Source organism: Candidatus Binatia bacterium (assembly GCA_023150935.1).
Classification (GTDB): Bacteria; Desulfobacterota; Binatia; order HRBIN30; family HRBIN30; genus JAKLJW01.
In genome coordinates, this window is sequence record JAKLJW010000004.1 from 55,392 (window position 1) to 80,472 (window position 25,081).

The following is a 25,081-nucleotide window of genomic DNA, read 5'->3' on the forward strand; positions in this document are numbered from 1 at the left end:
GCCGGCACCTCCGTGCCACGCGCAACTGCGGCGGCAGGCGCCGTGCGCGCAGCGCCGGCAAAGCGCCGCGCGGGCGCCTTGCCGGCTGCGCCGGCGCCGAATACAGCGGATGCTATGCCGCCTTCCCGGCGTAGATGTCCATTACCTTGTGCAGGAACTTGACGGCGTCGGACTTCGGCCGCTGGAAGGAGTTGCGGCCGATGATCGAGCCGAAGCCGCCGCCCGCATGTATGCCCCGCACTTCCTCGAAGACGGCGTCGTCGCCCTTGGCTTCCCCGCCCGAGAAGATGACGATCCGCCGTCCGGCAAAGGCGCTCTGGACGACATGTTTGACGCGTTCGGCCAGCGTGCCGGTGGGGATGCGTTCCTTCTCGTACACCTTCTTTGCGGCACCCTGCTCCAGGTGGGCCGACGGCGGCTTGACCTTGATGACGTGCGCCCCGAGCTGCGCGGCGATCTGCGCGGCGTAGGCCGCGACGTCGATGGCCGTCTCGCCTTCCTTCGACAGAGCGCTGCCGCGCGGGTACGACCACACGACCACGGCCAGACCCTTGCGCTTGGCTTCCTCGGCCAGGGCGCGCAGGTCGCCGTACATCTGGTTGCGGAACGCCGAGCCCGGGTAAATCGTGTATCCGATCGCCGAGCAACCGAGCCGCAGGGCATCGTCGACGCTGCCCGTGATGGCCGGGCAAGGGTCGGCGCCGGTGTAGAGCGAATCCGAGTTGTTCAGCTTCAGTATCAAGGGGATCTCGCCGGCGAACTCGGCGGCTCCAGCCTCCAGGAACCCCAGCGGCGCCGCATAAGCGTTACAGCCCGCCGTCAATGCCAGCTCGAAATGATACCGCGGATCGTAGCCCGGTGGGTTCGGCGCGAAACTGCGCGCGGGGCCATGCTCAAACCCCTGATCGACCGGCAGGATAACGAACTTGCCGGTGCCGGCCAGTCGGCCGGTATTCATCATTCGCGCCAGATTGGCGAGCGTTCCCGGGTTGTCGCTCGAGTACCAACCGAGGATCTCGCGGACACGTTCCGTCATGGTGGGGTCCTCCTTCGGGGCCGGAGCATACCGCAGCGCGTGGGCGAGGTGAAGGTGCCCCTCGTTGCCGTTGACGAGACTTGCACCCGAGAAAGCTTTCGGTGTAGGCACGAACCAGTAACGGACTGGACCAGACCCGCCGGGGCGGGCCGAGGAGGTGCGGCGGTATGAAGCGTGCGCGGAAAGCTCCTGACGTGCCGTTGACGGAATTGCGTCTCGCTCATCTGATCGGCGGTCCGACAGATGCTGCGGGCCGGCGCCTGGTCAACCTCAAGGTCCCTGCCGACCTTCTCGGTCGTGTTCACCGCGTTGCCCAACGGCTTGGCGTCACCAAGAGCGCCGCCATCGTCGCCCTGCTCAACGAGGGACTCGACCGGGCTCAGGCCCGTGGCGTCGGCAACGTGAGCTGAAAGACCTCCCAGCCGATTCCCGTGGCGCGATCGTCACCGCATCCGCTAAAAAGGAAAGGGTGTCGTTCGGCAGGCGGATCGGTGTTGGTTGCCTCGTAGGGCTCGCTTGGGTCGCTGCGGCGCGGGCGGCTGTGCCCGGTGACGCCAACTGCGACGAACGCGTCGACGATTCCGACCTCGTCGCTCTGACGACTGCGGTCTTCGAAGGATCCCTCTGCGCCGGGGCGGACGCCAACGCCGATGGGCGTCTGTCGAGTGCCGATTTCCCGTCGCTGATCGGTACGCTCGCGCAACCGACCCCGACGCCGACGGAGACCGCAACGCGCACAGCAACCTTCACGGTGACGCCGACACCCACCGCATCGCTTACCGCAAGCCCCAGCGAAACAACCACGGCCACGGCCACTCCAACGCCCACCCCGAGCGAAACCGATACGCCGACGGTCACTGCCACCGCGACCGCAACCAGCACGCCGACTCTGCCGCCGTGCCCCCCGGACGGTGCGGCACTGACCTTCGTCCTCGACAACCCGGCGGGAATCGAGGCGCTCGACGTCGCGGTCAGCGGCTACCGCCTCGCGGCCAGTTGCGAGGCGGCGCCGGATCTGGCGCTTACCTACGACACCGCCGGCAGGGAGTCGCCACCGCGTCTGACCGATTTGGCCCCCGGGATTTGGGTCCATACGGTGCAGGTCCGCAAACCCGCGACCGGTCAGGTACAACACCGCGACACCCTTCTGCTCGGCGCAGGGGCCGGAGACAACGAGGTGCGGTTCACCGTCTTCCCGGCGGTTGCCACCGTGCGGACCGTCGAAGACGGCGTCGCCGCGGATAGCCTGCGAGACGCGCTGACGACGGCTCAGGCGGCACCAAAGCCATTTCTGATCCAGTTCGCAGATGCGGCCTTCCCCGCCGGGGTGAAGACCACGATTACCCTCGCCAGCGCGCTCCCACGCTTGCAAGCCGATGACGTCACCATCGACGGTATCGACGCCACCGGCGCCGCGGGTATGCGCATCGTCGACGCCGCCGGCCTCGATATACCCGCGCTGTCGATTGCCGGCGCCCGCAATCGCGTCATCGGTCTGGGTTTGACGGGTGCCGGCGGGTCGAACCGCGACGTCCTCTCGATCAATGGCGCCGGGGCGTGGGGTAACCGCATCGAACGCTGCACCGTGACCACGGCAACGACCGGCGACGGTATCGGTATCGACGACAACGCCGGCATGGACCTCGCCGGCACCGCAAACGTCGTGATCAGGTCGGCGATCTCCGGTGCGGCCGACAAGGGCATCAAGGTCACCACCGGGGCTTACGCGCGTATCGAGGAGTCGCTGATCCGCGACAACCGCAACGGCGGCATCCAGGTGACCCTCGGCGGCCGAGCAGTCGCACGCGACAATGTGGTCGAATACAACGCCGGGCCCGACGAGACGGCCCGCAACGGTATCTCCGCCAACGGCGGCGACGGCGTGTTATCGGAACTCGCCACCAACGGAAACATCGTCCGACACAACGGCGCCAACGGGATCGTCGTCCTTGGAACCGCACGTGCCGAGCTTGCCAACGACTACCTCGCAGCCAACGCCACCGCCGGCCTGCGCGTCTACAACCGCGGCAGCGATGCGGCTACCGCTATCGCCCAAGGCATCGCTGCGGCGTGCAACGGCACGCACGGTGCCTCGGTCGAGAATACCTCGCGAGTCGACTTCGGCGGACCGTCGAGTGCGGGGCACAATGCCTTTACGCAGAACGGCCGCAGCGGCGCGGGAGACAATTTCCGCAACGCTACCGCCGCTCCGGTGATGGCCCTGAACAACCAGTGGGAGCAGTGCGGGCGCTCGACGGTCTGCGACGATGGCGCGGTGGCAGCTTACGACATCAGCGACCACGGCGTGCATACCGCCTTCGTGCCGGCGCAGGCCCACCGCTCGCAGCGGGCTCCCGTGGTAACCGCGGCGCGGCCCCTCGCCGGGCGCGCGGGCGAGCTTGTGCGCTTGTTCGGGACGGGCTTCAACGCCATCGACGGGCACAGTAACGACGCCCAGTGCGTCGACCTCGAAACCCGAAATAGCTGCAGCCCGCTGCGCGGCAATTGCGTGCTGATCGACGGGGTCGAGGCCAGGGTGGAAGCGGTAACGCCGACGATGCTTGCGGTGCGCATGCCCTTTGCCTGCGTCGAACCGGTTTCAATCAGCGTCCGGATTCAAGGCGGCGGGACCAGCACACCGTTTACGTTGTGCACGCAACCCGACGGCGCGGCGGCAACTGAGCCGCCGCAAGAGTGAGCGCGTCCCTGGTCCCGCTCGACTCGGGACGCGCACCCGCTTCAGTCGATCGAGGCTCCCGGGGGCGGCGTGGCCGGCGGCGGGGCGCCGGCAAGAATCCAGTCGCGGATGCGATCGATATCGCCAGCCGCCAGCGGACTGGAACCCAACGGCATCGCCGAACCCTCCCCCGCCGCAGGCCCAATCAGCTTGGTCAGGAGAAAGCTCCCCGTTGCATCCAGCGCTCTCACCCGCAGCATGCCGGCGTCGCGAGCCGCCAGATTCTCGGGCGGCACATCGACCAGGTCGTCGTAAGAAAGGCCCGCTTCGAGTACCAGACCGCCGGCCTTGTCCAGAACGTTATGGCAACCACTGCCGAGGCAATGCACGTTGAAGATGTCCGCCTGGATGGCGTCGTACTCGCCGCCGGTCTTCGGCGGCGGACCGTCCCCCGCGCAACCGGCGACCCCGCAGACCCAATACAGGCCGAACCCGGTGGCCAGGAGCTGCCACCACCGCAGTGGCCGAGCGAGGCGCGGACCCGCGTGCGGCCCGCGCGACATCACAGCTCCTTGACGCTGCCGACGACGATTCCGTTCATGCCGTTCCTGACGAAACGCTTGCCGCTGACTTCGACCCGCAAACCCGCATCCTTCTTGACCTGGTCGTACGGATCCGAATTGTCGTGGTCGTCGAGGAGCAGATAAAGATCGCCGCCCTCGGTGAGCACGCCGAGCGGCAGCCCACGCTTGGCACACATCTGAGCGCACGACTTGTGCGCGGCGCCGCGACTTCCCTTGGCGAGATAGCATGACAGGTCGACCACCTCGCCCTGGACGGTGACGGCGTCCTGCGCCAGTGCCGTGTCCGGCATCGTGCCGACGTTCCAGATCGATAGGACGGCCACCAACAAGAGCGCGACTCTTGTCATGGTGCGATTCTCCTTCCAAAAATCGAATTGTATCCGTACTATGCCGCCAACCCGGCTTCTGTCAATTTGACGGCCGGCACGCCGCTGGGTGGCGCGCCGGAACGGATCTGCCCTTTACCTCGCGACTGCAGGGGGACGATGATGGCATTCAGCCGAACGGCGAAACGATTCCGAGACCGTGACGGACTGCGTGTAGCGACCTGCGCCGCGGCGTCGATCGGCAGGATCGTGTTCGCCTTTGCGCTGATGTTGCCGCTGGCGACGGCGCAGGCGGCGAGCCCCACGGCGTGCGGCGGCGACTGCAATGGCGATGGCACCGTGACCATCGACGACGTTATTGTACTGGTGAATATTGCCGGCGGCAGCGAAACGACTGCCGTCTGCCTCGCCGGCGACCTCGATGCAAACGCCGCTATCACCATCGACGAGATCGTCGTGGCCGTTGGCCACGTGTTGCAGGGCTGTCCCGTCGTCGGCACGGCGACGCCGAGCCCGTCGCCTACACCCGAGCCGTCGCCGACGGCGCTCGGCCGCAGGCGGTTCGTTATCGATCCGAGCGCCAGCTCCTTCGAGGCGATTCTCGATCCGCGGTTTATCTTGAAGGTTGGGGGATTTCGCGGTCAGACCGGTGGTGTGGTGGAGGACGCCTACCTCGACCTCGAAGCGGGGATTCCCGATGCCACGGGCATGGCGACAATCGCGGTTGTCGGTGGATCAGAGTACATATTTGTCGACGGCGCCAACGTCGGCCTTGTGCTGTGTCTGAAGCCACAGTTGCCGGTGTCCGCGGCCGGTGTGGTCGCCTGCAAGGGTGGGCTCGACTTCAGTATCGTCACCGCGATCGACCACAATGTGGGACAGGTGGGTGTGGACGGGTTCGACGTCCAGCAGTGCGACGCCGCCGGCGGCACGGTCGAAGGCCGCAACCGGATATGCGCCACCGGTAACACCGGACAACTCTGCCGGTCCGATGCGGATTGCGGTACCGGCGCCGTATGCGGCCTGGATGACTCCACTTGCGCCGAGGGCCGCGTCGGGGAGCCGTGTCGGTCCGACGCCCAGTGCGATCCCGATCCCGAGTTCGAAGAGGGAGTGTGCGGAACTGCCGGCGCGCATCCCGGTGTCTGCAACGGGTTGCTCGATCTCGATCAGAGCCTCGGCGATAGCGGCCCGGGTGCCGCGATCATAGCGCCCGTGCCACAGCTAAATATCAGCGGGTTGCCGCTCGTGCTGGCGATCGAAAATTCCCTCCCATGCGGCGATGAGAACGGGGGCCGACCGCAGCCCTTCGCGATGACCACGGCACGGACGCGCGCGACGATCGCCAATTTCAACAATGGCGACTCGTCGCTGGAGCTTGAACGTACCGGACGGAATTTCTCGTGCACGGACTGGTCGAGCGCTCCCGCGCGCTTCGTCCTCAACTTCCCCGCTCTGCACCAGTTTCAGGGCAGCGACGTCCTGACGGTGTTCACCTTCGAGGACCGCGGGGCCGTGCAGTGAGTTGTTCCAATACGGCTCTGCGGATCGGCGGTCGTGAGTTGCCTGTCGACTATCGGCGGTCGACTCGACTATTCTGTAAGCGTAGCCAACTGGCGTGGTCCGGCGATTCCGGCTAAGCAGTGCGGCTGCGAAAATGCCTCGCCGTGGAGGTTAGGACGTGAACGGACCTCGCAGGAGTGCGGTTCTGGTTGTGTTCCTCGGAGTGCTCGGCGTCGCGCCCGTGGCCAGCGGGCAGTTGCACGGCGATGCCAACTGCGACGGATTCGTGAATACCCTCGACCTCGAGGCCGTCATTGACATCGTGTTCGGTATGCCATCCGAGTGTGCCACCGCCGACGTTAACCGGGACGGGGCCGTCACGATCGCCGATGCCGTCGGGGTCGTTCTCGCTCTACCGACGCTGCCCCCGACCCCGACCCCCAGCGAGACGCCGACCGTAACCGTGAGCCCGAGCCCAAGCGAGACACCCACGGCGACGGAGAGTCCGACTCCCAGCGAAACGCCGACGATTACCCCGACGTCTCCGCCACCGACGTTGACGCGCACCTTCACTCCGAGCGGCACGGCCACGCACACCCCGACCGTCACCCGTACCGCCACGCCATCTCGCACCGCGACGCGAACCCCCACCAGTTCGCGTACCACCACCCCGACCCCAACTCCGTCTGGAACGCGAACCCCGACGCTGACGCGCACGACGACCCCGACGCGGACCGATACGCCGACCCGCACGCCGACCCGCACCGCGACCGAAAGCCGCACCCCCACGGCGAGCAAGACGCCGACTGCCACGCGCACCGCCACCCTGACGCGGACGCCGAGTCTTACCCCCACGCAGAGCGGGACGCCGACCGAGACGCGCACCCGGACGATCACGCCCACGCGCACGGTGACGCCGACGCCCACGCCGACCTCGATCATCCTGCCGGGTCCGCAGATCACGTACTTCGGCCTCGCCAACGCCGAGGGCTTTCCCGTCGCCTCGTCGGGGAAGGAAGGTCTGGATGACGTCTACACGCGCCCGTTCGGCGCTTTCTTTTACATCGTGGTCGAATCGCGCCCCGGTTCCAGCAGCAGCCCCCCCAGCACCAACAGTTACAACGCAGACAACCCCGACGCGGCGCCGGGGTTCCGACTCTGGGCGGATAACGACTTCGGTAACGGCAGCGAGACGGTTTGCGACGCCGGACCCCTACCGGATTTCCCGCTCGGCGGAGTGCCCAGGGTGCAGACTTACAACCCATCCGACGCGGCCGTGGCAAGGGCGCTGAACGACCTCGGTTGTCGCATAGAGGTAGTGACGGCGAGCAGCCTTGCCTGCACGCTCGACCCGTTCAGTACCGACATCGCCTTCGTGAACAGGCAACAAAGCCTGGTGCAGGCGTGCACTCGCAGCGTCCTCAGTAGCGCCCTGCGTCTTCCGGACGGGCGGACCAGACTGAGCGTGCAATGGCTCGACGGCGCCGGCAACGCCAGCGCGGTTAAGAGCATCATTCTCAACGTGGGGGGCTGAGCGTGACGGCATCCGATCGACCGAGCGAGCGGGGTATGCAACCGGGCCGCGGTGCGCACCGGGCAGGCGTGGCGGTGCTGGCGCTTGGCGCCGCGCTTTTCGGCGCCGCATCGGCGCACGCTCAGGCGGTGTCGCCTCCGGTAATCATGGAGCTGGGGCCCGTGGTGCCGCCACCGGCGCCCACCCCCCACCCGGCCGAACGTAAGCGCATCGTCAGCGTTATCACCGTGCAGAACTCCCGGGAGGGCGAGAGCGTAATCTCTTTCGAGGCCAGCGATTTCGCCGACGAAGGCGACGGCAAGACACGCCCCCTGGCGAGCCGGACCTACTCGCTCGTCGATGACGAGGAACCCAAGGGCAAAGAACTGCGGGCCAAGATCCTTCGCGACATCCGCAAACTCGAGCGCGATATGCTCGACTACGCAAAGATCATCGGCCCGCCGAAGGAACGCGCCCCGCTCGGGCCCGGCCAGTCGTCTTCGGGCGGTCAGAGACCTTATCGATGAGGAGTCCTGGCGGCCCCCCGCTCGGACGATTCGGGGTCGGAGTCGCCCCCGCCGGGCTGTCGGGCGCGACTCCCGTGTAGCACGCCGGTGCAGTTGACGCGGATGGCGGATGTGGCGGTGCCGGCTCTCTCCCGGCGGCGCCGCGAAGGTTGTTGCCGCGGGCCGGGACCTTGCACGCCGAGGGGCGGAGTGGTTTGGATGCGCCTGATGTTAGCCGACGCGGCGCGTCCGGCGCTCCGAGCGTTGATCGTGGTGGCGGTCATGACTGCCTCTTCCGTCTCGGGGATCGAGGAGCCTGCGCCCCTTCCGTTGGCGGCGGCGATCGCGCGCGTGGAGCGGGTGGCGCCGCAGCTACGGGCCGCGGCGGACCGCGTCGACGCGGCGCGTGGCGCTCTCCATCAGGCCGGTCGCTTCCCCAACCCGTTGTTCGAGGCGAGAGCCGAAAACGTTCGCGTCGACAGCAACGTATTTACGGCGGGCAATCCGCCACTCGACTTCTTCGCCTTGCTCAGTCAGCCGGTGGAACTCGGCGGCAAACGCAGCACGCGCACCGCGGTTGCCGCCGCCGACCTGCAAGCCAGCGGGGCCGAACTGGAACTGGCCGAACGCCAGGTCAAACTCGACACCATGCGCCTTTACCTGGCGGCCGTCCGCGCCCGCGAACTCGCCGCGTATTTCGCCGAGAACCGCACCGAACTCGACCCGCTCCTCGAGGTGGTGCGCCGCCGTGTCGTTCAGGGCTATACCGCTGCCGCCGACCTCGCGAAGTTGCAGGCGGAGGCCGCCCGCGTCGACTCGCAACTCGCCCAGGCCCGCTTCGACCTCGAACGCAGCACGCTGGCCCTCGGCGTTAACATGGGCGACGACACTCCCGTCGCGCCGGCTCGACTGGTCGAACCGCCCCTCATCGACCTGCCTCCGGAAAGCGCCGATGTTCTTGCCGCGCGCATCGTCGAAGCGCAACCGCTGTTGCGCGCGACGCGGGCCCGCCTGGAGCGCGCCCACGAGACGGTACGGCTGCAGAAGGCCAGGCGTATTCCCGACCCCCTCGTCACTGGCGGCTACAAACGCGTCGACGATCGCGACACTATCGTCATGGGGGTGGTGGTGCCGATTCCCGTTCTCGACACCAACGCCGGCAACATCGAACGCGCCCTAGCCGAAGAACGCGCCGCCGCCGCCGACATCGAGGCGTTGCGCCGTCAGCTCGCCGCCGAGGCGATGGCGTTGATCGCCGGCGCGCGGGGCCTGACCGAGCGGGCGCGCCGAATCGATGCCGATCTCGTCGAGCCGGCTCACGTCGCACGGCAGGCAGCCCGCTCCACCTTTCGCGAGCTCGGCAGCAACGTCCTGGCTCTCGTCGACGCGGAACGTGTCCATACCGAGGCGCATCGCGATGCGCTCGATGTGACCCTCGAAGCCATCGCCCGGGCCTTCGAAGTGCAAGTTGACCTGCCCGCCGAGCTGGCGCCATGACCTCTCCACGGCCCGTCGGTAAGCTGATCGTGTTCGGCGGCCTCGTCGCCGTCGCGGCCACCACCGCCATTATCGGATGGCGATCACGGCCGGCCCCTCCCGCGCCGGTGGCGGCGGTCCACGAGGCAGCCGACACGGTGCGGCTGGATGCCGCGCAACGCACGGCCGCCGGGATCGTCGTGGAGCCGGCCCGCGCGGAGCAACGCACCGAGCAACTCGAGGCCCCGGGCACTCTGGCGGTCGACGGAGCGCTCACCGCCCGCATCGGCGCCATCGTCGAAGCCAAGGTCCTCGCCGTCTTCGTGCAGGTGGGCGACCGCGTGCACCCCGGACAGGTTCTTGCCGAGCTCCACAGCCACATAATTCACGAGTCGTGGGCGGCGTACCGCAAGGCCCTTGCCGAACGGAAACGTGCGACCGCCGAACTCACATACGCCGTCGAAGCGGACGAGCGCGCCCGCCGCCTCTTTGCCGACAAGGCCGTTTCGTTGCAGGAGGTTCAGCGAACCCAGGTCGACCGCGACCTCGCCGTCCAGGCGCTCGATATGGCGAACACCGAAGTTCGCCGCTCCGCGGAGGTGATGGAGCATCTCGGCATCACTTCCGGGGACGACCCGCGCGGCGAAGGGGGCGAGCAGATCCCCGTGCGCTCGCCGATCGGCGGGGCCGTCCTCGAACGCCTCGTCACCGAGGGCACGGCGGTCACCGCGGGCGCGCCGCTTTTCGTGGTCAGCGATCTGTTGCGGCTGTGGGCACTCGCCGAGGTCAACGAGACGGCTCTGCCGCTGCTGCGCGTGGGCTCGCCGGTAACCCTGCGCGTCGCCGCGTATCCGGCCGAGACTTTTTCGGGCACCATCGTCTTTGTCGGCGATACGCTCGACCCGATCACCCGCCGCGTGACGGTACGGTGCAGCGTCCCCAACCCCGACGGCCGGCTGAAGCCCAACATGTTTGCCACCATCACCTTCGAGACGCGCGCGCCGCGTCAGGTCGTAACCGTACCCACGGATGCGGTGCAGGACCTCGACGGCACGCAGGTGGTGTTCGTGACTACCGACGGGGAGACCTTCACGAGTCGACCGATCGCCACCGGCACGGAGGCGGGCGGGCGTGTCGAAGTCGCCGCCGGATTGGCCGCCGGCGAACGCCTCGCGGTCGCGGGCAGTTTCTTGCTCAAGTCGGAGTTGCTGAAGAGCGCGGCGGCCGAGGAGTGAGCCGATGTCGCCGCTCGACAGGTTCGTGGCCCTCGCCCTGCGCGAGCGGTTTCTGGTGCTCATCGGGGTTGCCGCCCTTGTCGTCGTCGGCGTCACCGCCTACGAAACGATCCCCGTCGAGGCGTTTCCGGACCTGACCAGCAACCAGGTCGTTATCGTTGCGGAAGCCCCCGGCCTGGCGGTGCCGGAAGTCGAACATCGCATTGCCTATCCGATCGAGACGGCGGTGATGGGCGTCCCGGGCGCCGAACAGGTACGGTCACTGTCGAAGTTCGGGCTGGCCATGGTGACCGTGGTGTTCGACGACGACGTGCCGACGTATTTCGCGCGCCAGCTCGTTACCGAGCGCCTCAACGATGCGCGCGCCCGCCTCCCGGCGGGCGTCGAGCCCACGCTTGGACCTGTCGCCACCGCCTTCGGCGAGATCTACCATTACCTGATCGAGGGCGACGACAACGACCTGATGACGCGCAAGACGCTGCACGATTGGGAAGTCCGCCAGCGCCTGCGCTCGGTGAAGGGCGTGGGCGAAGTGAATTCGTGGGGTGGGCAGACACGGCAGTTTCAGGTTGTCGTCGATCCCCGTAAACTGGAGAAATACGGGCTGGCGCTGCGCCAGGTGCTGCGCGCCCTCGCCGATAACAACACCGCGTTCGGCGGGGGCTTCATCGAACATCGCTCGGAGCGCTATACGGTCCGCGGCCTCGGTCTGGCAGCCGGCGTGGACGATCTGAAGCGCATCGTGTTGGCGAGCAAGGACGGTGTGCCGGTCTTCGTCGGCGACGTTGCCGACGTGATCGTCGCCCCCATGCCGCGCAACGGGGCGGTGACACGGGACGGCAAGGGCGAAACCGTTTCCGGCATGGTGATCTTGCTGAAGGGGGAGAACGCGAAGAGCGTCGCGGAGCGCGTCAAGGCGCGGGTCGACGAGATCGAGCGATCGTTCCCCGCCGGGGTGAAGCTGCAACCGTTCTACGATCAAACCGAAGTGATCGATCGCACGACGCGGACGTTGCGTACGAACCTGATCGAGGGTTCGCTGCTGGTGGTCGCCGTGCTGTTCGTGTTCCTGCGCGATGTCCGCGCCGCCTTGCTCGTGGCGCTGGTCATCCCCCTGTCGCTGCTGGCGGCCTTCCTCGGCATGCGGGGTTTCGGGATATCGGCCAACCTGATGTCCCTCGGCGCCATCGACTTCGGGCTCATCGTCGACGGTGCGGTGGTGATGATGGAGAACTTCATCCGCCGCCGGGAAGACCTGCCTGCGCTGCCGGCAACGGCAACCGAGCGCCGCGCCTTCTTCACGTCGGCAGCTACGGAAGTGGCGCGCCCGGTGCTCTTCGGGGTGCTGATCATCATTGCGGTGTATCTACCCATCTTCACGCTCCAGGGTCTCGAGGGGAAGATGTTCCGGCCGATGGCGATCACCGTCTGCTCGGCCATCTTCGGGTCGCTGGTCCTGTCGCTCACGGCGATCCCGGTGCTCGCCTCGTTGGTGTTGCGGCTCGACACCGCCAAGCATCGCGAGGACTGGTTCGAACGCCTGCGCGTCCTGTACGTCCACCATCTCGCTGCGCAGATGGACCGCCGCCTCCGTACGATCGGCGTGGCGACGTTAGCGGTGGTGGTGGCACTGGGTTCGATTCCATTGCTGGGCACGGAGTTCATGCCCAAGCTCGACGAAGGCTCCATTCTGATCGAAACCCGCAAGCTGCCGTCGGTGGCACTCGAGGACTCCGCCGCCATCTCGACTCGCATCGAACAGCAATTGCTCGAGTTTTCCGAGGTGCGCCGGATTGTGACCAAGATCGGGCGGCCCGACCTGGCCACCGAAGCCATGGGCATCTACCAGGGGGACGTCTACGTCCTGTTGCACCCGCACGAGGAGTGGACCACGGGGCGCAGCAAGGAGGAACTCATCGATGCGATGGCGGCGAAGCTCTCGGGGATGCCCGGGGTGACCTTCAATTTTACGCAACCGATGGCGATGCGACTCGACGAAGTCGTATCCGGGGTCAAGGCCGACGTGGCGGTGAAGGTATTCGGTCCGGACGCGGCCGTACTGGAGCGTCTGGGCACGAAGATCTCCGAGGTGCTGGCCAGGGTTCGCGGCGCAGCCGACCTGCAAATCGAAGTCCTTTCCGGCGCCGCGCAGATGCAGATCGACATCGACCGCGACCAGATGGCCCGCTACGGACTCAACGTCGCCGACGTGCGCGAAGTGGTGGAAACGGCAGTCGGCGGTACGGTGGCCACCGAGATACTCGACGGGGTGCGGCGGTTCGGCGTCGCGGTGCGGTTTCCCGACGACCTGCGCAAGGACACGGCGGCGGTCGCCGGCATCCTGCTCACCGCTCCGGGGGGCGAACGGGTGCCGCTCGGGCAGGTGGCGCGCGTGCACACGGTGCGCGGCCCCGAGGTCATAAATCGAGAGGACGGCGAGCGGCGCCTGGTGGTGCAAACGAACGTCCGTGGCCGTGACATCGGTAGCTTCGTAGCCGAGGCGGAAGACCGGATCGCCGCCGCGGTGCAGTTGCCGATGGGCTACTACATGCGCTGGGGCGGACAGTTCGAAAACCAGCAACGGGCGACGCGGCGGCTGGCGGTGGTGGTGCCGCTGTCGGTGGCGATCATCTTCATTCTGCTGTACGTGACCTTCGACCGGGTGCGGCAGGCGGCGCTGGTCATCCTCAACGTTCCGTTCGCGCTCATTGGCGGAGTCGCCGCCCTGTGGCTGCGCGGCATCAACCTGAACCTATCGGCATCGGTCGGTTTCATCGCGCTGTTCGGTGTTGCCGTGCTCAACGGCGTGGTGCTCATCGTCGCGATCAATCAGTTGCGCAGCGACGGCATGACGCTGCGGGCAGCGATCGTGACGGGTGCCGGAAGGCGACTGAAGCCGGTGCTGATGACGGCACTCGTGGCGTCACTGGGGTTCGTGCCGATGGCGATATCGACCGGCGCCGGAGCGGAGATTCAGCGGCCCCTCGCCTCGGTGGTGATCGGCGGCATCGTGACGTCGACGCTGCTCACCCTGGTCGTGTTGCCGACCCTCTACGAAATGATCGAAAGCCGGGTAGAGCGTCGCCGCGCCGCCCGTGAGCGCATCGCAATTCCCTGAGCAGGCCCCCACGCCCCCAAGCCCTCAGGCCCCCGCGGCCCCCGCGGCCCCCAAATGCACATTCGCCAGTTCGACGAGGATTTCGCCGTGGCAGCGGCGCGGCGGGCAATTGCAGCCGAGGACCTTGCCGCGCAGGTGCTGTACGTCGCGCAGCAGTAGCGGCTGACGGATCAGCCAGTGCCGATAGCGGGCAATAACGGCTTCGCGCGAACCGTCCCGATCGAAATGGAACGGGCTTGCCCATCGCGAGGGCCTGCCAATGAAGACGTCGAACGGCACCGTGCGGCAGTTGACGAGCTGGGTTCTAACGGGGTTGCCGGGGGCCGACGTTCGCGTCGCCACCTCGCGCCACGCTTCGCGGAAAGCGGCTTCGTACGGCCCGTCGCCGCCGTTCCACGCAATCGGCAATCGGTTCTTGGTCAGCGCCGAGGCGGCCGCGCGTGGGGAAAATCGGTAGCCCGGGAAGTAAGCGAGCGGCGGGTCCAGCGGGCTTAGCCCGCGGGTCACATATTCGGTGTAGCTCGGGTCGACGATTCGCCCGTCGACCTCGCACCAGCCGTGCTCGATAACGTAGGGATCGCGTGGGTGCACGATCACCCACCCTTCGACGTAGCGCGCCGCGGGGCCGAGGTGGTGTACCGCCGTGGCGGCGTTGCGCCAGCAGCGGCGTGCCCGCGCGCGAACCCGCCGCGCCACTGTGGACGCAGTCTCGGTGTCGACGATGTGTGCCCCAGTGTTCATCGGGCTTGCATGCCCATCCTCGGCAAATGGCATCGCAAAGGCCAAGTGTATATTGGCATTGGTTTTATCGGGAGGACCACGGTATTGGAAGCAAGAAAATCGAGGGCCGGTTGCGGGGGCTTTCGGCAGCCGGCTCGCCGAAGCATGAGGAGTCCACGGTGAGCGAACGTCGCATTGTGCTCTCGACGCGGGAAATCCCGGAAGCCTGGTACAACCTGGTTGCCGACCTGCCGCGACCGGTGCCCCCGCATCGACACCCCGCTACCGGAGCGCCGGTGACGGCTGCCGACATGGCGGCCATTTTTCCGCCGGCATTGATCGAGCAGGAGGTAGCCACGGAAAGGTGGATACCCGTCCCCGAGCCGGTGCGCGAGCAGTTGGCCCTGTGGCGGCCGACCCCGCTCGTTCGCGCCGTCAATCTCGAGAAGCATCTCGGTACCCGGGCACGCATCTACTACAAGAACGAGTCGGTCAGCCCGGCCGGTTCGCACAAGCCGAACACGGCGGTCGCGCAGGCGTACTACAACAAGATCGCCGGCATGGCGCGTCTCAGCACCGAGACGGGCGCCGGTCAGTGGGGCTCCAGTCTCGCCTTCGCCTGCGGTCTGTTCGGCCTCGAGTGTAAGGTCTACATGGTGCGCGTCAGCTACGAACAGAAACCGTACCGGCGGTCGCTGATGCGCCTCTGGGGTGCCGAGGTGGTGCCGTCGCCGTCGCCCGACACCGAGGCCGGGCGGGCCGTCCTTGCCCGAGACCCCGAGTGCTCCGGCTCGCTCGGCATCGCCATCAGTGAGGCGGTGGAAGATGCCGCCAAGCGCCCCGACACCAACTACACCCTCGGTAGTGTCCTCAACCACGTCTGCCTGCACCAGACGGTCATCGGTCTGGAAACCGAGAAGCAGTTGGCCCTCGCCGGCGAAACGCCCGACATGATCATCGGCTGCGCGGGCGGCGGTTCGAATCTCGCCGGCATTGCGTTCCCGTTCGTGTCGCGCACGCTCGCCGGCAAGGGGCCGCGCCTGATTGCCGTCGAACCGGCGGCGTGTCCGAGTCTCACCCGCGGCAAGTACGCCTACGACTTCGGCGATTCGGTGGGCCTGGCGCCGATGGCGTACATGTACACGCTGGGCCACGGGTTCATGCCGTCGGGGATCCATGCCGGCGGCCTGCGCTACCACGGCATGGCGCCCATGGTTTCGCTGCTGCGCCACATGGGCGTCCTCGAAGCGGCGAGTTACCGCCAGAGCGAAGTGTTCGAGGCGGCGGTGACGTTTGCGCGCACGGAGGGGCTGTGCCCGGCACCGGAAACCGCTCACGCCATCCGGGCGGCGATCGACGAGGCGCTGCGAGCCAGGGCGGCGGGCACTTCGCCGTGCATCGTCTTCAACCTTTCCGGCCACGGCCACTTCGACCTCGTCGGCTACGAGAAGTATCTGTCGGGCGAACTCGAAGACGTCGAGCTTACCCAGGAGTCGATCGACTCGACGCTTGCCGCACTGCCCACCGTGCCGCAGGCGGCGGCATGACCGCCCCGCAGCTTTTCTTTTCCCTCGAACCCTCCTCCGGCCCGGCATCGTCGTCCATATGAAGGCCTCGTCCCCAACCGCGACAAACGTTCCCAGGGGTGCCGAACAACAGCGTCTCGATGAAACCGCGCAACGTACGCGCCACTGGAACCGCTGGGGGCCGTTCCTCAGCGAACGGCAGTGGGGCACGGTACGAGAGGACTACAGCGCCGGCGGCGACGCATGGAACTATTTCACCCACGATCAGGCGCGCTCTCGCGCCTATCGCTGGGGCGAGGACGGCATTGCCGGCATCTGCGACCGCCACGCCCTGATTTGCTTCGCCCTCGCGCTGTGGAACGGGCACGATGCGATCCTGAAAGAGCGCCTGTTCGGGCTGGCCGGACCCGAAGGCAATCACGGGGAAGACGTCAAGGAATACTACTTCTATCTCGACTCGACGCCGACTCACTCGTACATGCGGTACCTCTACAAGTACCCGCAGGCGGCGTTTCCGTATGCCCGCCTCGTCGACGAAAACCGCCGCCGCAACCGCGATGAGCCGGAGTTCGAGCTGATCGATACCGGCGTATTCGACGGCGATCGTTACTTCGATGTCGAGATCGAATACGCCAAGGCAGCGCCGGAAGATATCCTCGTTCGCATACACGTCGCCAACCGCGGGCCCGAGACGGCGGAAATCCACGTCCTGCCGACGCTATGGTTCCGCAATACCTGGTCGTGGGGCGTCGGCGAGCGCCGCCCTCACGCGACTCGCGACGATCCCGTAGCCGGTGCCGCTACCATCGCGGTGCAGCACGGGTACTACGGCTCACGCTGGCTCTATGCCGCCGGTGCGCCGCCGCTCCTCTTCACCAACAACGAAACCAATACGCGCCGCCTGTTCGGCGCCACGGACGGTCCGACCTACGCCAGGGACGGTATAGACGACTTCGTGGTCAACGGCGTGGCCGCCGCCGTCAACCCTCGGCAAACCGGCACCAGGGCCGCCGCGCACTATCGACTGGCGATCGCCGCCGGACAAACGGTTACGCTGCGGCTTCGTCTGACCGACACGGCGATCGCGCCCGGCGGCGACCCCTTCGCTTCCGCCTTCGACGCCACGGTGGCGCAGCGCCGGCAGGAAGCCGACGAGTTCTATGCCGGCGTTATCCCCGCGGACCTCGACGCCGCCGGTCGTGCGGTCATGCGTCAGGCGTTAGCGGGATTGTTGTGGAGCAAGCAGTTCTACCACTACGACGTGAAGCGGTGGCTGCGGGGCGATGTGGGTATGCCGGAGCCACCGGCACCGCGCCTCCGCGGCCGTAATTGCGAGTGGGAACACCTCTTCAACGGCGACGTCATCTCCATGCCCGACAAGTGGGAGTACCCGTGGTACGCGGCGTGGGACCTCGCCTTCCACTGCGTGGCTCTGGCGCTCGTCGATCCCGCCTTCGCCAAGCAACAGCTCATTCTCATGCTGCGCGAGTGGTTCATGCACCCGAACGGGCAGATTCCAGCGTACGAGTGGGCGTTCGGCGACGTCAACCCGCCCGTGCACGCGTGGGCGGCGTGGCGCGTTTACAAGATCGAGGGCCGGCGGCGAGGCCGCTGCGACCGGAACTTCCTGGAACGTGTGTTCCACAAGCTCCTGCTCAACTTCACGTGGTGGGTGAACCGCAAGGACGCCTCCGGACGCAACATCTTCGACGGCGGGTTTCTCGGGCTCGACAATATCGGCGTGTTCGACCGCCGCTCCGACCACCTTCCCAGCGGTGCGCGGCTCGCGCAGTCCGACGCCACAAGCTGGATGGGTATGTATTGCCTGAACATGATGGCCATCGCGCTCGAGTTGGCGCGCGAGGACAAAGCTTACGAGGACGTGGCCAGCAAGTTCTTCGAGCACTTCGTCTACATCTGCCGCGCCATGAACGACTTCGGGCGCGACGGCATAGATCTGTGGGACGGGCGTGACGGTTTCTACTACGACGTGCTCTACATGCCCGGTCGCGCCGCCACGCCGATGCGGGTCCGCTCGATGGTGGGGCTGATCCCGCTGTTTGCGGTCGAGACCCTCGAACCGGGAGATGTCGATAGTTGTCCGGGGTTCAAGCGGCGCCTGCAGTGGTTCATCGAGAACCGGCCGGAACTGGCGGACTTCATCGAGATCGTTTCGACGGAGGCCGGCCCACGCCGCTTTCTGTCGCTGGTCAATCGGGCGCGCCTGCGGCGGGTGCTGCGCTACATGCTCGATCCCAACGAGTTCCTGTCGCCGCACGGCATTCGCTCCCTGTCGCGCGTCCATCGCGACCATCCGTACGCGATCGAGATCGGCAACGAGCGGTACGAGGTCCATTACGAGCCGGCGGAATCGCGCACCAACATCTTCGGCGGCAATTCGAACTGGCGCGGACCGATCTGGTTTCCGGTCAACTTTCTGCTCATTGAGTCGCTGCAGAAGTTCGATCATTTTCTCGGCGATGAATTCCGGGTCGAGCACCCCGTAGGCTCGGGCAAGGAACTGACTCTGTGGGAGGTTGCCACTGACCTCTCGCGGCGGTTGACCCGTATCTTCCTGCCCGGAGAGGGCGGCCGGCGGCCGGTATTCGGTGGCACGGAAAGGTTCCAGACCGACCCTCACTGGCGCGATCTGATTCCGTTCTACGAGTACTTCGACGGAGATACCGGCGCGGGACTCGGTGCCAGCCATCAGACCGGCTGGACCGCGCTGGTGGCCAAGCTGTTGCAGCAAAGCGGAATGGAACGGCCGGCAGTCGCCGGCGGACATCAACGGCAACGCACATAGCCCGGGAACGCGGGCGTCCAGCCCGCTCGCCGGTGAATTCAAGCGCCTGGCAAGGAGCGGGCGGGACGCCCGCGTTCCCAGGAAGGCGTATCACGGCTCCGCTGGCGACTTCGGCCCTGGTCGTGTCCCTCTTCACACCGCTCGCGATTTCGATCATGGTGGACGCCGCCAATACAGGAGCTGACGATGCAGGGTCTGGACGGGAAGATCGCGTTCGTCACCGGTGCCGCTCGCGGCATCGGGCGGGCGATCGCTAACCGGCTCGCCGCCGAAGGGGCGACGGTGGTCGCGGCCGACATCGATGCCTCCGGTGCGCAGAAGACCGCCGCCGAGATCGGCGGCGCCGCGTTGGGACTGACTCTCGACGTCACCGACTCGGGGTCGATTCGTAGCGCCGTGGCGAACGCCGAGCAGCGGCTGCAACGTATCGATGTCCTTGTGAACAACGCCGGCTGGGACAAGGTCGAGCCTTTCGTGCAGTCGACGGAAGACACCTGGGACCGGGTGCTTGCCATCAACCTGCGGGGCCCGATCGCGTGTACCCGCGCCGTGCTCGACGGTATGATTGCGCGCCGGGCCGGCCGCATCGTTAGCATAAGCTCGGACGCCGCCCGCGTCGGCTCCACCGGAGAGGCCGTGTACGCTGCCGCCAAGGCCGGCATCATAGGCTTCTCGAAAACGCTGGCGCGCGAGCTGGCGCGCTACGGCATCAACGTAAATGTCGTCTGCCCCGGTCCGACCGATACCCCACTGCTGCAGGGCATCTCGGCCGAGAATCCGAAGATCGCCGAGGCCCTCAAGCGCGCCATCCCCTTCGGCCGCCTCGCCGACCCCGCCGAAATCGCCGCCGCGGTGGCCTTCTTCGCGTCCGACGACGCGGCGTTCGTCACCGGTCAGACACTGTCGGTCAGTGGGGGGTTGACGATGGTTTGAGAGATCGAGGGCGTGAGGACGCGGGGGCTTGGGGGCGTGAGGGGGTTATTGAATGGAGGAAGGCGATGACGTTCGATCCGGCAGCGTTTCTTTCGGAGGCGGTCGATCCGGAGACGGCCGCGTTCAATGACACCGTCGAGCAATTGATTGCGACGCAGCCGCCGATCACGGAGTTCGCGCCGCAGGCGATTCGCGACGCGCGCGAGTCGGGGGCGTCGCTGTACGGTCCCGTGGTGCGTGTGGACTCGGCGACCGAGCGCCGGATTCCCGGTCCGGCCGGTCCGATAACGCTTCGCCAGTTCATCCCCGACACCGTAAAGGGCGTCTGCCTGCACATTCACGGTGGCGGGTTCATGCTCGGCGCCGCGCATCATCACGACGTGCCGCTGTCGGGGTTGGCCGCGCACGCCGAGGTGGCCGTTGTAAGTGTCGAGTACCGGCTCGCTCCCGAGAACCCGTATCCTGCCGGCACCGACGATTGCGAGGCGGCGGCGGTATGGCTGGCGGCGCACGCGCGGCGCGAATTCGGCACCGACCGCCTCCTCATCGGCGGCGAATCCGCCGGCGCCAATCTGGCCGCCGCAACCCTCCTGCGAATGCGCGACCGCCACCGGTTCACCGGCTTCGCCGGCGCCATGCTCACGTTCGGCGTGTTCGATCTCGCCATGACGCCGAGCGCGCGCCGCTGGGGCACGCGCAACCTGGTCATCAACACCCCGATCATGCAGTGGTTCTCCGACCACTACGTTCCGGCCGCCCGCCGCCGGGATCCGGACGTATCGCCGCTGTACGCCGATCTCGCCAACCTGCCGCCCGCGATCTTTACGATCGGAACGCTCGACCCGTTGCTTGACGACAGCCTGTTCATGCACGCCCGCTGGCTCGCCGCGGGCAACCGCGCCGAGTTGCTGGTGTTCCCCGGCGGCATCCACGGCTTCATCGCCTTCCCGATTGCGATTGCCCGTCAGGCGAACGAGGCGATCGTAAGGTTCCTGCGCCAGGCCCTCACCCCCCCTTGAGGCGCATCGCTTCCACGAACGCGTCTTCGAAGCGGGGATCGGCGGCGAGTTCGAGGTGGCGGACATCGGCGGCGATGCGGTCGAGTAGCTGCTGCCGCCGTGACGGCGCCAGCAGCAGCATGCGGGCGCCGCGCAGGGCGGCGTTGCCGGCGGCGACCGGTGCGGTCGCCCACGCGGGAAGCAGACCGATGCGGCGCGCACTTTCGGCGCGAACGTAGTTGCCGAAGGCCCCTGCGAGAAACACCCTGTCGGTGCGTAACACCCGATCGCCCAACAGCAGTTGCAATCCCGCAGCCACGGCGCCCTTGGCGAGTTGCAGCTCCCGGACATCGGTCTGCGAAAGCGCCACGTCCGAGGCCAGCGGGATGGACCCACGGCCGCCGGCGAGACGGCCACTACCGTCGATCCATCCGAGCGCAAGCGCGCCAGTGACGGCATCGACGACGCCGCTGCCGCACAGGCCGCGCGCCTGCTCGCCGCCGATGACGTGACACACGAGGCGGCCGTCGTGAACGTCGACCCGATCGATTGCGCCGTGCCCCGCCCGCATGCCCCGGCCGATGCGCCCGCCCTCGAAAGCCGGACCCGCCGCGGTCGAGACGCAGACGATACCGTGTCGGTCGCCGACGGCGATTTCGCCGTTGGTTCCAAGATCGAGCAGGGCGGTCGGTTCGCTTGCGTCGAGCATTCCGGTGGCCACGATTCCGGCCAGCAGGTCGCTGCCGACGAAGCCGCCGATACACGGCAAGAACGCTGCCGGCGCGCCCAGCACGGCCGGCGGCAGTGCGCGGAGGCCCAGCGTCGGGGAACGAAACGGCACGAACGACAGCGGCGTCACGTCCAGATCGCAGCACAGGTGATGCATGGCAGTGTTGCCGACCAGCACGATCTCCTCCAGCGGCCCCATGCCGCTCAGCATGGCGCGCAGCTGCGAGCGGATGATCTCTCCGAGGCGTCCGGGCTCGCGCCGGGCGTGCTCGATTCGGCTCATGAGATCGGCCCCGTAGCGTGCCTGCTCGTTGAGCGCCGTTTCCACGGCGGTAACTTCGCCCGAGGCAAGATCGACGCGTTGTGCCACCAGCGTCGTGGTGCCGACGTCAATTGCCGCGCCGGCGCCCGGTCGCGGCTCGAACGGCACGGCGGTCTCGTCGGTCAGGATCTCGCGCGACCATTGCGCGACCTCCAGTTCGATCGGACCACCGGCGACTCCACGGCAGGCCAGTCGCCAGCCATCGGCGATTTCCTGCTCGGTGAGCGCTTCGCTCATCCCGGGCGTGACCGGCACCTCCCCGGCCACCACTCGGATGGCGCAACCGCCGCAGAGCGAGGTGCCACCGCACGGGAACTCGACCCCCGCATCGAACAGGAAATCCTCGATCGCGCCGTCCCGCGCCGGATCGTAGCGCAAGCGCCGGTGGGTCATGAGTCGGGAATCCCCTCCGGTAGGGGCAGGCCTCGTGCCTGCCCGGGGACGCGCAGGCCCTGTGCCTGCCCCCCGCACCGGCGGAACGTAGCAACCGTGACGCTTGCCCGAACCGCGTCCGCCGGCAGAGGGGCACTGGTCGACCGGGTCTTCACGACGGAATCCGTTCCGCGCGGATCACGCCGTCGTCGTAGCTGGCCACGATCCGATAGCCCGGCTCGACGACGAGGAAATCCGCGGGGTCCCAGTCGCCGGCGACCAGGGCGCGAAACAGGCGCAGGTCGCCGGGGATCTTCGCGAATGCCCACCCGCTTTCGGCCGCCTCCGCACGCGCCGACTGCGCGCAGGTTTCATCCGGTTCGAGTCCGGTCTCGATGAACGTCAACTGCCGGTAGACCCGGCGGACGCGGGCGATCTCGTCGTAGAGGTAGCGGCCGTTGTCTTCGCCGTAGCGCGCGATCAGGTCGTCGAGGGTGATGCCGGCTTCGCCGTCGACGCCGAGTTGTTCCATGCCGCGGCCGCGTTCCACCCAGCCCGTCGAGCGGTAGAAGACGCCGGAATTCTCGGCGAAGTGACGCGCATAGCGCTGGCGACTGCCCATGAGCAGGGCGATGCAGTCGTGAGCCCGCGGTGCCACCAGCGGCACGCCGCGCGCTTTTAGGCCGTGCAGGCCGTTGCCACAGAGGGCGTAACCGAGCAGCACCGCGTCGTGGCGCGACGGCTCGGCGCGGTCGACGGCGGCTTGCAGAGTTTGCAGCATGCGCACGCAGCCGGAGTCGTGCAGCCCCTTCGGCTGAAAGTCGACGTCGACGATATGCGGCGAGTGCGCCACGGCGTCGGCGAGTTCGCGCAGCAGGACCTCACAGGCGACCAACAGGTAGCGCATCGGTCATCCCGTATAGCTTGCCAGCACCAGCCGCCGAAACCGCTGCCGTTCCTTTTCCGGGCCGCCCCGGAGGAGTTCGCGCCAGCGCGGGTCGGCCGCACACTGGGCTGCATCCCAGCGCTTTTCGCTCAGCAGATAGTATCCCGGCGCCGGCGCGATGCAGGGAGCCGAAGGGTCCGGCGCCTGCCGCACGGCGACCGAGCGTCGGACGTGAAACAGGAACGAGTTGGTGAACTGCTGGTTGACGTCGAGGAAGGACAGCGTGGTGCCGGCCGGCACCACGCTGTTAACCTGGGCGGCGAACGGCCGGAAAGACACGGCCTCGCCGCGCATGATTTGGTCGGCCGAAACGCCGATGCCTAGCACGAGGGTGGCGAGTCCGACGAGGGCGCACGCGGCCAGTTCGCGGCGGCCTGCCAGCCACCAGCGGATCGTGAGGTCGATGGCGATGCCGCTGCCGACAACGAGCGCCATGACCGGCAACAGGTGATCCCGCAGGTGCACGCGCCACCAGTACAGGTAGCTGCCCTGGTGATGCATGCCCCAGCCGCCGGCACCCAACCACAGCGCGAGAACGCCGGCGAGGGCGACCGCCGTCAGTCCGCCGATTACCGCGTCGGCAGCGGCGGGCATCGCCCGCGCGAGGACCGACCCGCGGCCCCGCGCAAAGGCCGGCACCAGCCACGCCGCCACGAGGATGGCGAGCGCCGGCCGCAGCGGCAGCAGGTACGCCCGGCGCTTGCCGACGGACAGCGTGAACAGTGCGAGCATCCCGAGGAACCAGAGCCCGACGAAGCGCAGGTCGGCAGACGGGCTGGTACACTGTTGGACAGTCGGGTCGTTCGCTCGGCGGTCGGGTCGCCAGCCGCCGGCCACCACCCACGGCAGCAGCAGCGTCCATGGCAGTCCGAGCGTGACGAGCGGTTCGACGTAATACCAGGGCGGTGAGCGGTCGAGGCCCCCGGTGAGGCGGCGGACATTCTCTTCGAGGAGATGGAGAGCGAGGAACTCGCGTCCGCCGACCACGGTGGCGGCGGCGTACCACACTGCGGGAAGCCCGGCGGCCAGTGCCGGAACGGCGGGTGTGAGGAAGGTTCTCCAGCCGCGACCGGGACGGAGGACGATCACCCCGAGGCTCAGGACGAGGGCGACGAGTGCGAGGCCGAGGGGTCCCTTGGCGAGCACGGCCAGGCCGGTGCACAGGGCGGCGACGAGAGCGGAGCGGTGGCCGGCGTTGCCGGCACAGACGAGCCAGCCGAGCATGATGGCGACGACGGCGCAGGCGGCGAACACCATGTCGACCCGCGGGTCGCGAGCGCCGATGGCGAACTGGGGTGTGGTGACGAGGACGAGGCCGGCCCAGAGGGCGACCTGTGGGCCCGCGATGCTGCTTGCGAAGAGATAGGTCGCGACGACGGTGGCAACGGCGGCGAGCAGCGCCGGGAGGCGGACGTCGAGCAGGTCGACGCCGCTTCCGCGGAGCGTGGCGGAGAGGGCCCCGAGCCACGGGTAGAGCAGAGGTTTCTCGGGGAGTTGCACACCGTTGCGGCGAGGGAGAACGAAGCCGTCGCCGTTGGCGACGTGAACGATGAGCTGCGGCTGCACGGCGTCGGCGTCGTCGCGCAGGTCAGCGGAATCCGCGCGATAGCCGAAGACGAAGAGGGCGAGGGTGGTGAGGACGAGCAGATGGAGGACGCGGCCGCAGGCCGGAGACCGGGGGCTGGGCGAAGGGAGAATTGAGGCTGGATGCCGGAGGCTGGCCACTGTCGATCCCGGGAAGGGTTAAACCCTGAC

At 67.6% G+C, this 25,081-nt stretch carries 19 protein-coding genes; 12 read left to right on the forward strand and 7 right to left on the reverse strand.

What is annotated here, in order from left to right; all coding sequences use genetic code 11:
- Positions 1–112: 112 nt before the first annotated feature.
- Positions 113–1,036, reverse strand: coding sequence for a class I fructose-bisphosphate aldolase (locus tag L6Q96_04370; GenBank protein ID MCK6553807.1), 924 nt, complete (start codon positions 1,034–1,036; stop codon positions 113–115).
- Between the two features lie 167 nt (positions 1,037–1,203).
- On the opposite strand from L6Q96_04370, the gene L6Q96_04375 reads away from it, so the two are divergent.
- Together L6Q96_04375 and L6Q96_04380 are read left to right on the forward strand one after the other, a co-directional pair.
- Entirely contained in the window at positions 1,204–1,446 is a 243-nt protein-coding gene (locus L6Q96_04375) for a hypothetical protein (GenBank protein ID MCK6553808.1), read from the forward strand.
- Positions 1,447–1,577: 131 nt separating this feature from the next.
- Positions 1,578–3,734 (forward strand): right-handed parallel beta-helix repeat-containing protein, encoded by a 2,157-nt coding sequence (locus tag L6Q96_04380; protein ID MCK6553809.1) that lies wholly within the window; start codon positions 1,578–1,580, stop codon positions 3,732–3,734.
- A 41-nt stretch (positions 3,735–3,775) separates the two neighbouring features.
- Here the strand turns inward: L6Q96_04380 and L6Q96_04385 are convergent, their stop codons facing one another.
- Together L6Q96_04385 and L6Q96_04390 are read right to left on the reverse strand one after the other, a co-directional pair.
- The gene (locus L6Q96_04385; GenBank protein MCK6553810.1) at positions 3,776–4,276 is read right to left on the reverse strand and encodes a hypothetical protein; all 501 of its coding nucleotides are present in this window, start codon (positions 4,274–4,276) and stop codon (positions 3,776–3,778) included.
- Positions 4,276–4,644 carry a hypothetical protein gene (locus L6Q96_04390; GenBank protein ID MCK6553811.1) on the reverse strand — a complete coding sequence of 123 codons (369 nt, stop codon included), beginning with the start codon at positions 4,642–4,644 and terminating at the stop codon, positions 4,276–4,278. The genes L6Q96_04385 and L6Q96_04390 overlap by 1 nt, the downstream gene beginning before the upstream one ends.
- Positions 4,645–4,782: 138 nt before the next feature.
- Here L6Q96_04390 and L6Q96_04395 point away from each other — a divergent pair, with 138 nt between their 5' ends.
- From L6Q96_04395 to L6Q96_04420, 6 genes are all read left to right on the forward strand, one after another.
- The gene (locus L6Q96_04395; protein MCK6553812.1) at positions 4,783–6,147 is read left to right on the forward strand and encodes a hypothetical protein; all 1,365 of its coding nucleotides are present in this window, start codon (positions 4,783–4,785) and stop codon (positions 6,145–6,147) included.
- Positions 6,148–6,304: 157 nt separating this feature from the next.
- On the forward strand, positions 6,305–7,660 hold the full coding sequence (locus tag L6Q96_04400; protein MCK6553813.1) for a dockerin type I repeat-containing protein: 1,356 nt from the start codon (positions 6,305–6,307) through the stop codon (positions 7,658–7,660).
- 35 nt (positions 7,661–7,695) lie between these two features.
- Positions 7,696–8,166, forward strand: a complete 471-nt coding sequence (locus L6Q96_04405) for a hypothetical protein (GenBank protein MCK6553814.1) — start codon at positions 7,696–7,698, stop codon at positions 8,164–8,166.
- Positions 8,167–8,364: 198 nt separating this feature from the next.
- Positions 8,365–9,642: a TolC family protein gene (locus L6Q96_04410; GenBank protein ID MCK6553815.1), complete on the forward strand. Its 1,278-nt coding sequence runs from the start codon at positions 8,365–8,367 to the stop codon at positions 9,640–9,642.
- Positions 9,639–10,856, forward strand: a complete 1,218-nt coding sequence (locus L6Q96_04415) for an efflux RND transporter periplasmic adaptor subunit (protein MCK6553816.1) — start codon at positions 9,639–9,641, stop codon at positions 10,854–10,856. Before L6Q96_04410 ends, L6Q96_04415 begins: the two co-directional genes overlap by 4 nt.
- Positions 10,857–10,860: 4 nt before the next feature.
- Positions 10,861–13,974, forward strand: coding sequence for a CusA/CzcA family heavy metal efflux RND transporter (locus L6Q96_04420; GenBank protein MCK6553817.1), 3,114 nt, complete (start codon positions 10,861–10,863; stop codon positions 13,972–13,974).
- Between the two features lie 24 nt (positions 13,975–13,998).
- Here L6Q96_04420 and L6Q96_04425 read toward each other — a convergent pair whose 3' ends face one another.
- A complete protein-coding gene (locus L6Q96_04425) occupies positions 13,999–14,715 on the reverse strand; it encodes a DUF4326 domain-containing protein (GenBank protein MCK6553818.1) in 717 nt (238 codons plus the stop codon).
- Between the two features lie 158 nt (positions 14,716–14,873).
- On the opposite strand from L6Q96_04425, the gene L6Q96_04430 reads away from it, so the two are divergent.
- The 4 genes from L6Q96_04430 (at position 14,874) to L6Q96_04445 (ending at position 20,978) form a co-directional block, all read left to right on the forward strand.
- Positions 14,874–16,241 carry a TrpB-like pyridoxal phosphate-dependent enzyme gene (locus L6Q96_04430; protein ID MCK6553819.1) on the forward strand — a complete coding sequence of 456 codons (1,368 nt, stop codon included), beginning with the start codon at positions 14,874–14,876 and terminating at the stop codon, positions 16,239–16,241.
- A gap of 58 nt (positions 16,242–16,299) precedes the next feature.
- Positions 16,300–19,026 (forward strand): glucosidase, encoded by a 2,727-nt coding sequence (locus tag L6Q96_04435; protein MCK6553820.1) that lies wholly within the window; start codon positions 16,300–16,302, stop codon positions 19,024–19,026.
- 186 nt (positions 19,027–19,212) lie between these two features.
- Entirely contained in the window at positions 19,213–19,959 is a 747-nt protein-coding gene (locus tag L6Q96_04440) for a 3-oxoacyl-ACP reductase FabG (GenBank protein ID MCK6553821.1), read from the forward strand.
- A gap of 65 nt (positions 19,960–20,024) precedes the next feature.
- Complete coding sequence (locus L6Q96_04445; GenBank protein MCK6553822.1) at positions 20,025–20,978, forward strand: alpha/beta hydrolase; 954 nt, start codon at positions 20,025–20,027, stop codon at positions 20,976–20,978.
- On the opposite strand, the gene L6Q96_04450 is transcribed toward L6Q96_04445, so the two are convergent.
- The 3 genes from L6Q96_04450 to L6Q96_04460 all read right to left on the reverse strand — a co-directional run bounded on the left by L6Q96_04450 (position 20,965) and on the right by L6Q96_04460 (position 25,051).
- Positions 20,965–22,401 carry an ASKHA domain-containing protein gene (locus L6Q96_04450; protein MCK6553823.1) on the reverse strand — a complete coding sequence of 479 codons (1,437 nt, stop codon included), beginning with the start codon at positions 22,399–22,401 and terminating at the stop codon, positions 20,965–20,967. The genes L6Q96_04445 and L6Q96_04450 overlap by 14 nt on opposite strands.
- A gap of 151 nt (positions 22,402–22,552) precedes the next feature.
- Complete coding sequence (locus tag L6Q96_04455) at positions 22,553–23,287, reverse strand: DUF1638 domain-containing protein (GenBank protein MCK6553824.1); 735 nt, start codon at positions 23,285–23,287, stop codon at positions 22,553–22,555.
- 3 nt (positions 23,288–23,290) lie between these two features.
- Entirely contained in the window at positions 23,291–25,051 is a 1,761-nt protein-coding gene (locus L6Q96_04460) for a glycosyltransferase family 39 protein (GenBank protein ID MCK6553825.1), read from the reverse strand.
- Between the last annotated feature and the right edge of the window lie 30 nt (positions 25,052–25,081).

Excerpts from the sequence above, each read along its gene's own strand:
- L6Q96_04370 (MCK6553807.1), bottom strand. The coding sequence starts at position 1,036 with ATGACGGAACGTGTCCGCGAGATCCTCGGTTGGTACTCGAGCGACAAC.
- L6Q96_04375 (MCK6553808.1), top strand. The coding sequence starts at position 1,204 with ATGAAGCGTGCGCGGAAAGCTCCTGACGTGCCGTTGACGGAATTGCGT.
- L6Q96_04385 (MCK6553810.1), bottom strand. The coding sequence starts at position 4,276 with ATGTCGCGCGGGCCGCACGCGGGTCCGCGCCTCGCTCGGCCACTGCGG.
- L6Q96_04390 (MCK6553811.1), bottom strand. The coding sequence starts at position 4,644 with ATGACAAGAGTCGCGCTCTTGTTGGTGGCCGTCCTATCGATCTGGAAC.
- L6Q96_04395 (MCK6553812.1), top strand. The coding sequence starts at position 4,783 with ATGATGGCATTCAGCCGAACGGCGAAACGATTCCGAGACCGTGACGGA.
- L6Q96_04405 (MCK6553814.1), top strand. The coding sequence starts at position 7,696 with ATGCAACCGGGCCGCGGTGCGCACCGGGCAGGCGTGGCGGTGCTGGCG.
- L6Q96_04410 (MCK6553815.1), top strand. The coding sequence starts at position 8,365 with ATGCGCCTGATGTTAGCCGACGCGGCGCGTCCGGCGCTCCGAGCGTTG.
- L6Q96_04415 (MCK6553816.1), top strand. The coding sequence starts at position 9,639 with ATGACCTCTCCACGGCCCGTCGGTAAGCTGATCGTGTTCGGCGGCCTC.
- L6Q96_04420 (MCK6553817.1), top strand. The coding sequence starts at position 10,861 with ATGTCGCCGCTCGACAGGTTCGTGGCCCTCGCCCTGCGCGAGCGGTTT.
- L6Q96_04425 (MCK6553818.1), bottom strand. The coding sequence starts at position 14,715 with ATGAACACTGGGGCACACATCGTCGACACCGAGACTGCGTCCACAGTG.
- L6Q96_04435 (MCK6553820.1), top strand. The coding sequence starts at position 16,300 with ATGAAGGCCTCGTCCCCAACCGCGACAAACGTTCCCAGGGGTGCCGAA.
- L6Q96_04440 (MCK6553821.1), top strand. The coding sequence starts at position 19,213 with ATGCAGGGTCTGGACGGGAAGATCGCGTTCGTCACCGGTGCCGCTCGC.
- L6Q96_04445 (MCK6553822.1), top strand. The coding sequence starts at position 20,025 with ATGACGTTCGATCCGGCAGCGTTTCTTTCGGAGGCGGTCGATCCGGAG.
- L6Q96_04450 (MCK6553823.1), bottom strand. The coding sequence starts at position 22,401 with ATGACCCACCGGCGCTTGCGCTACGATCCGGCGCGGGACGGCGCGATC.
- L6Q96_04455 (MCK6553824.1), bottom strand. The coding sequence starts at position 23,287 with ATGCGCTACCTGTTGGTCGCCTGTGAGGTCCTGCTGCGCGAACTCGCC.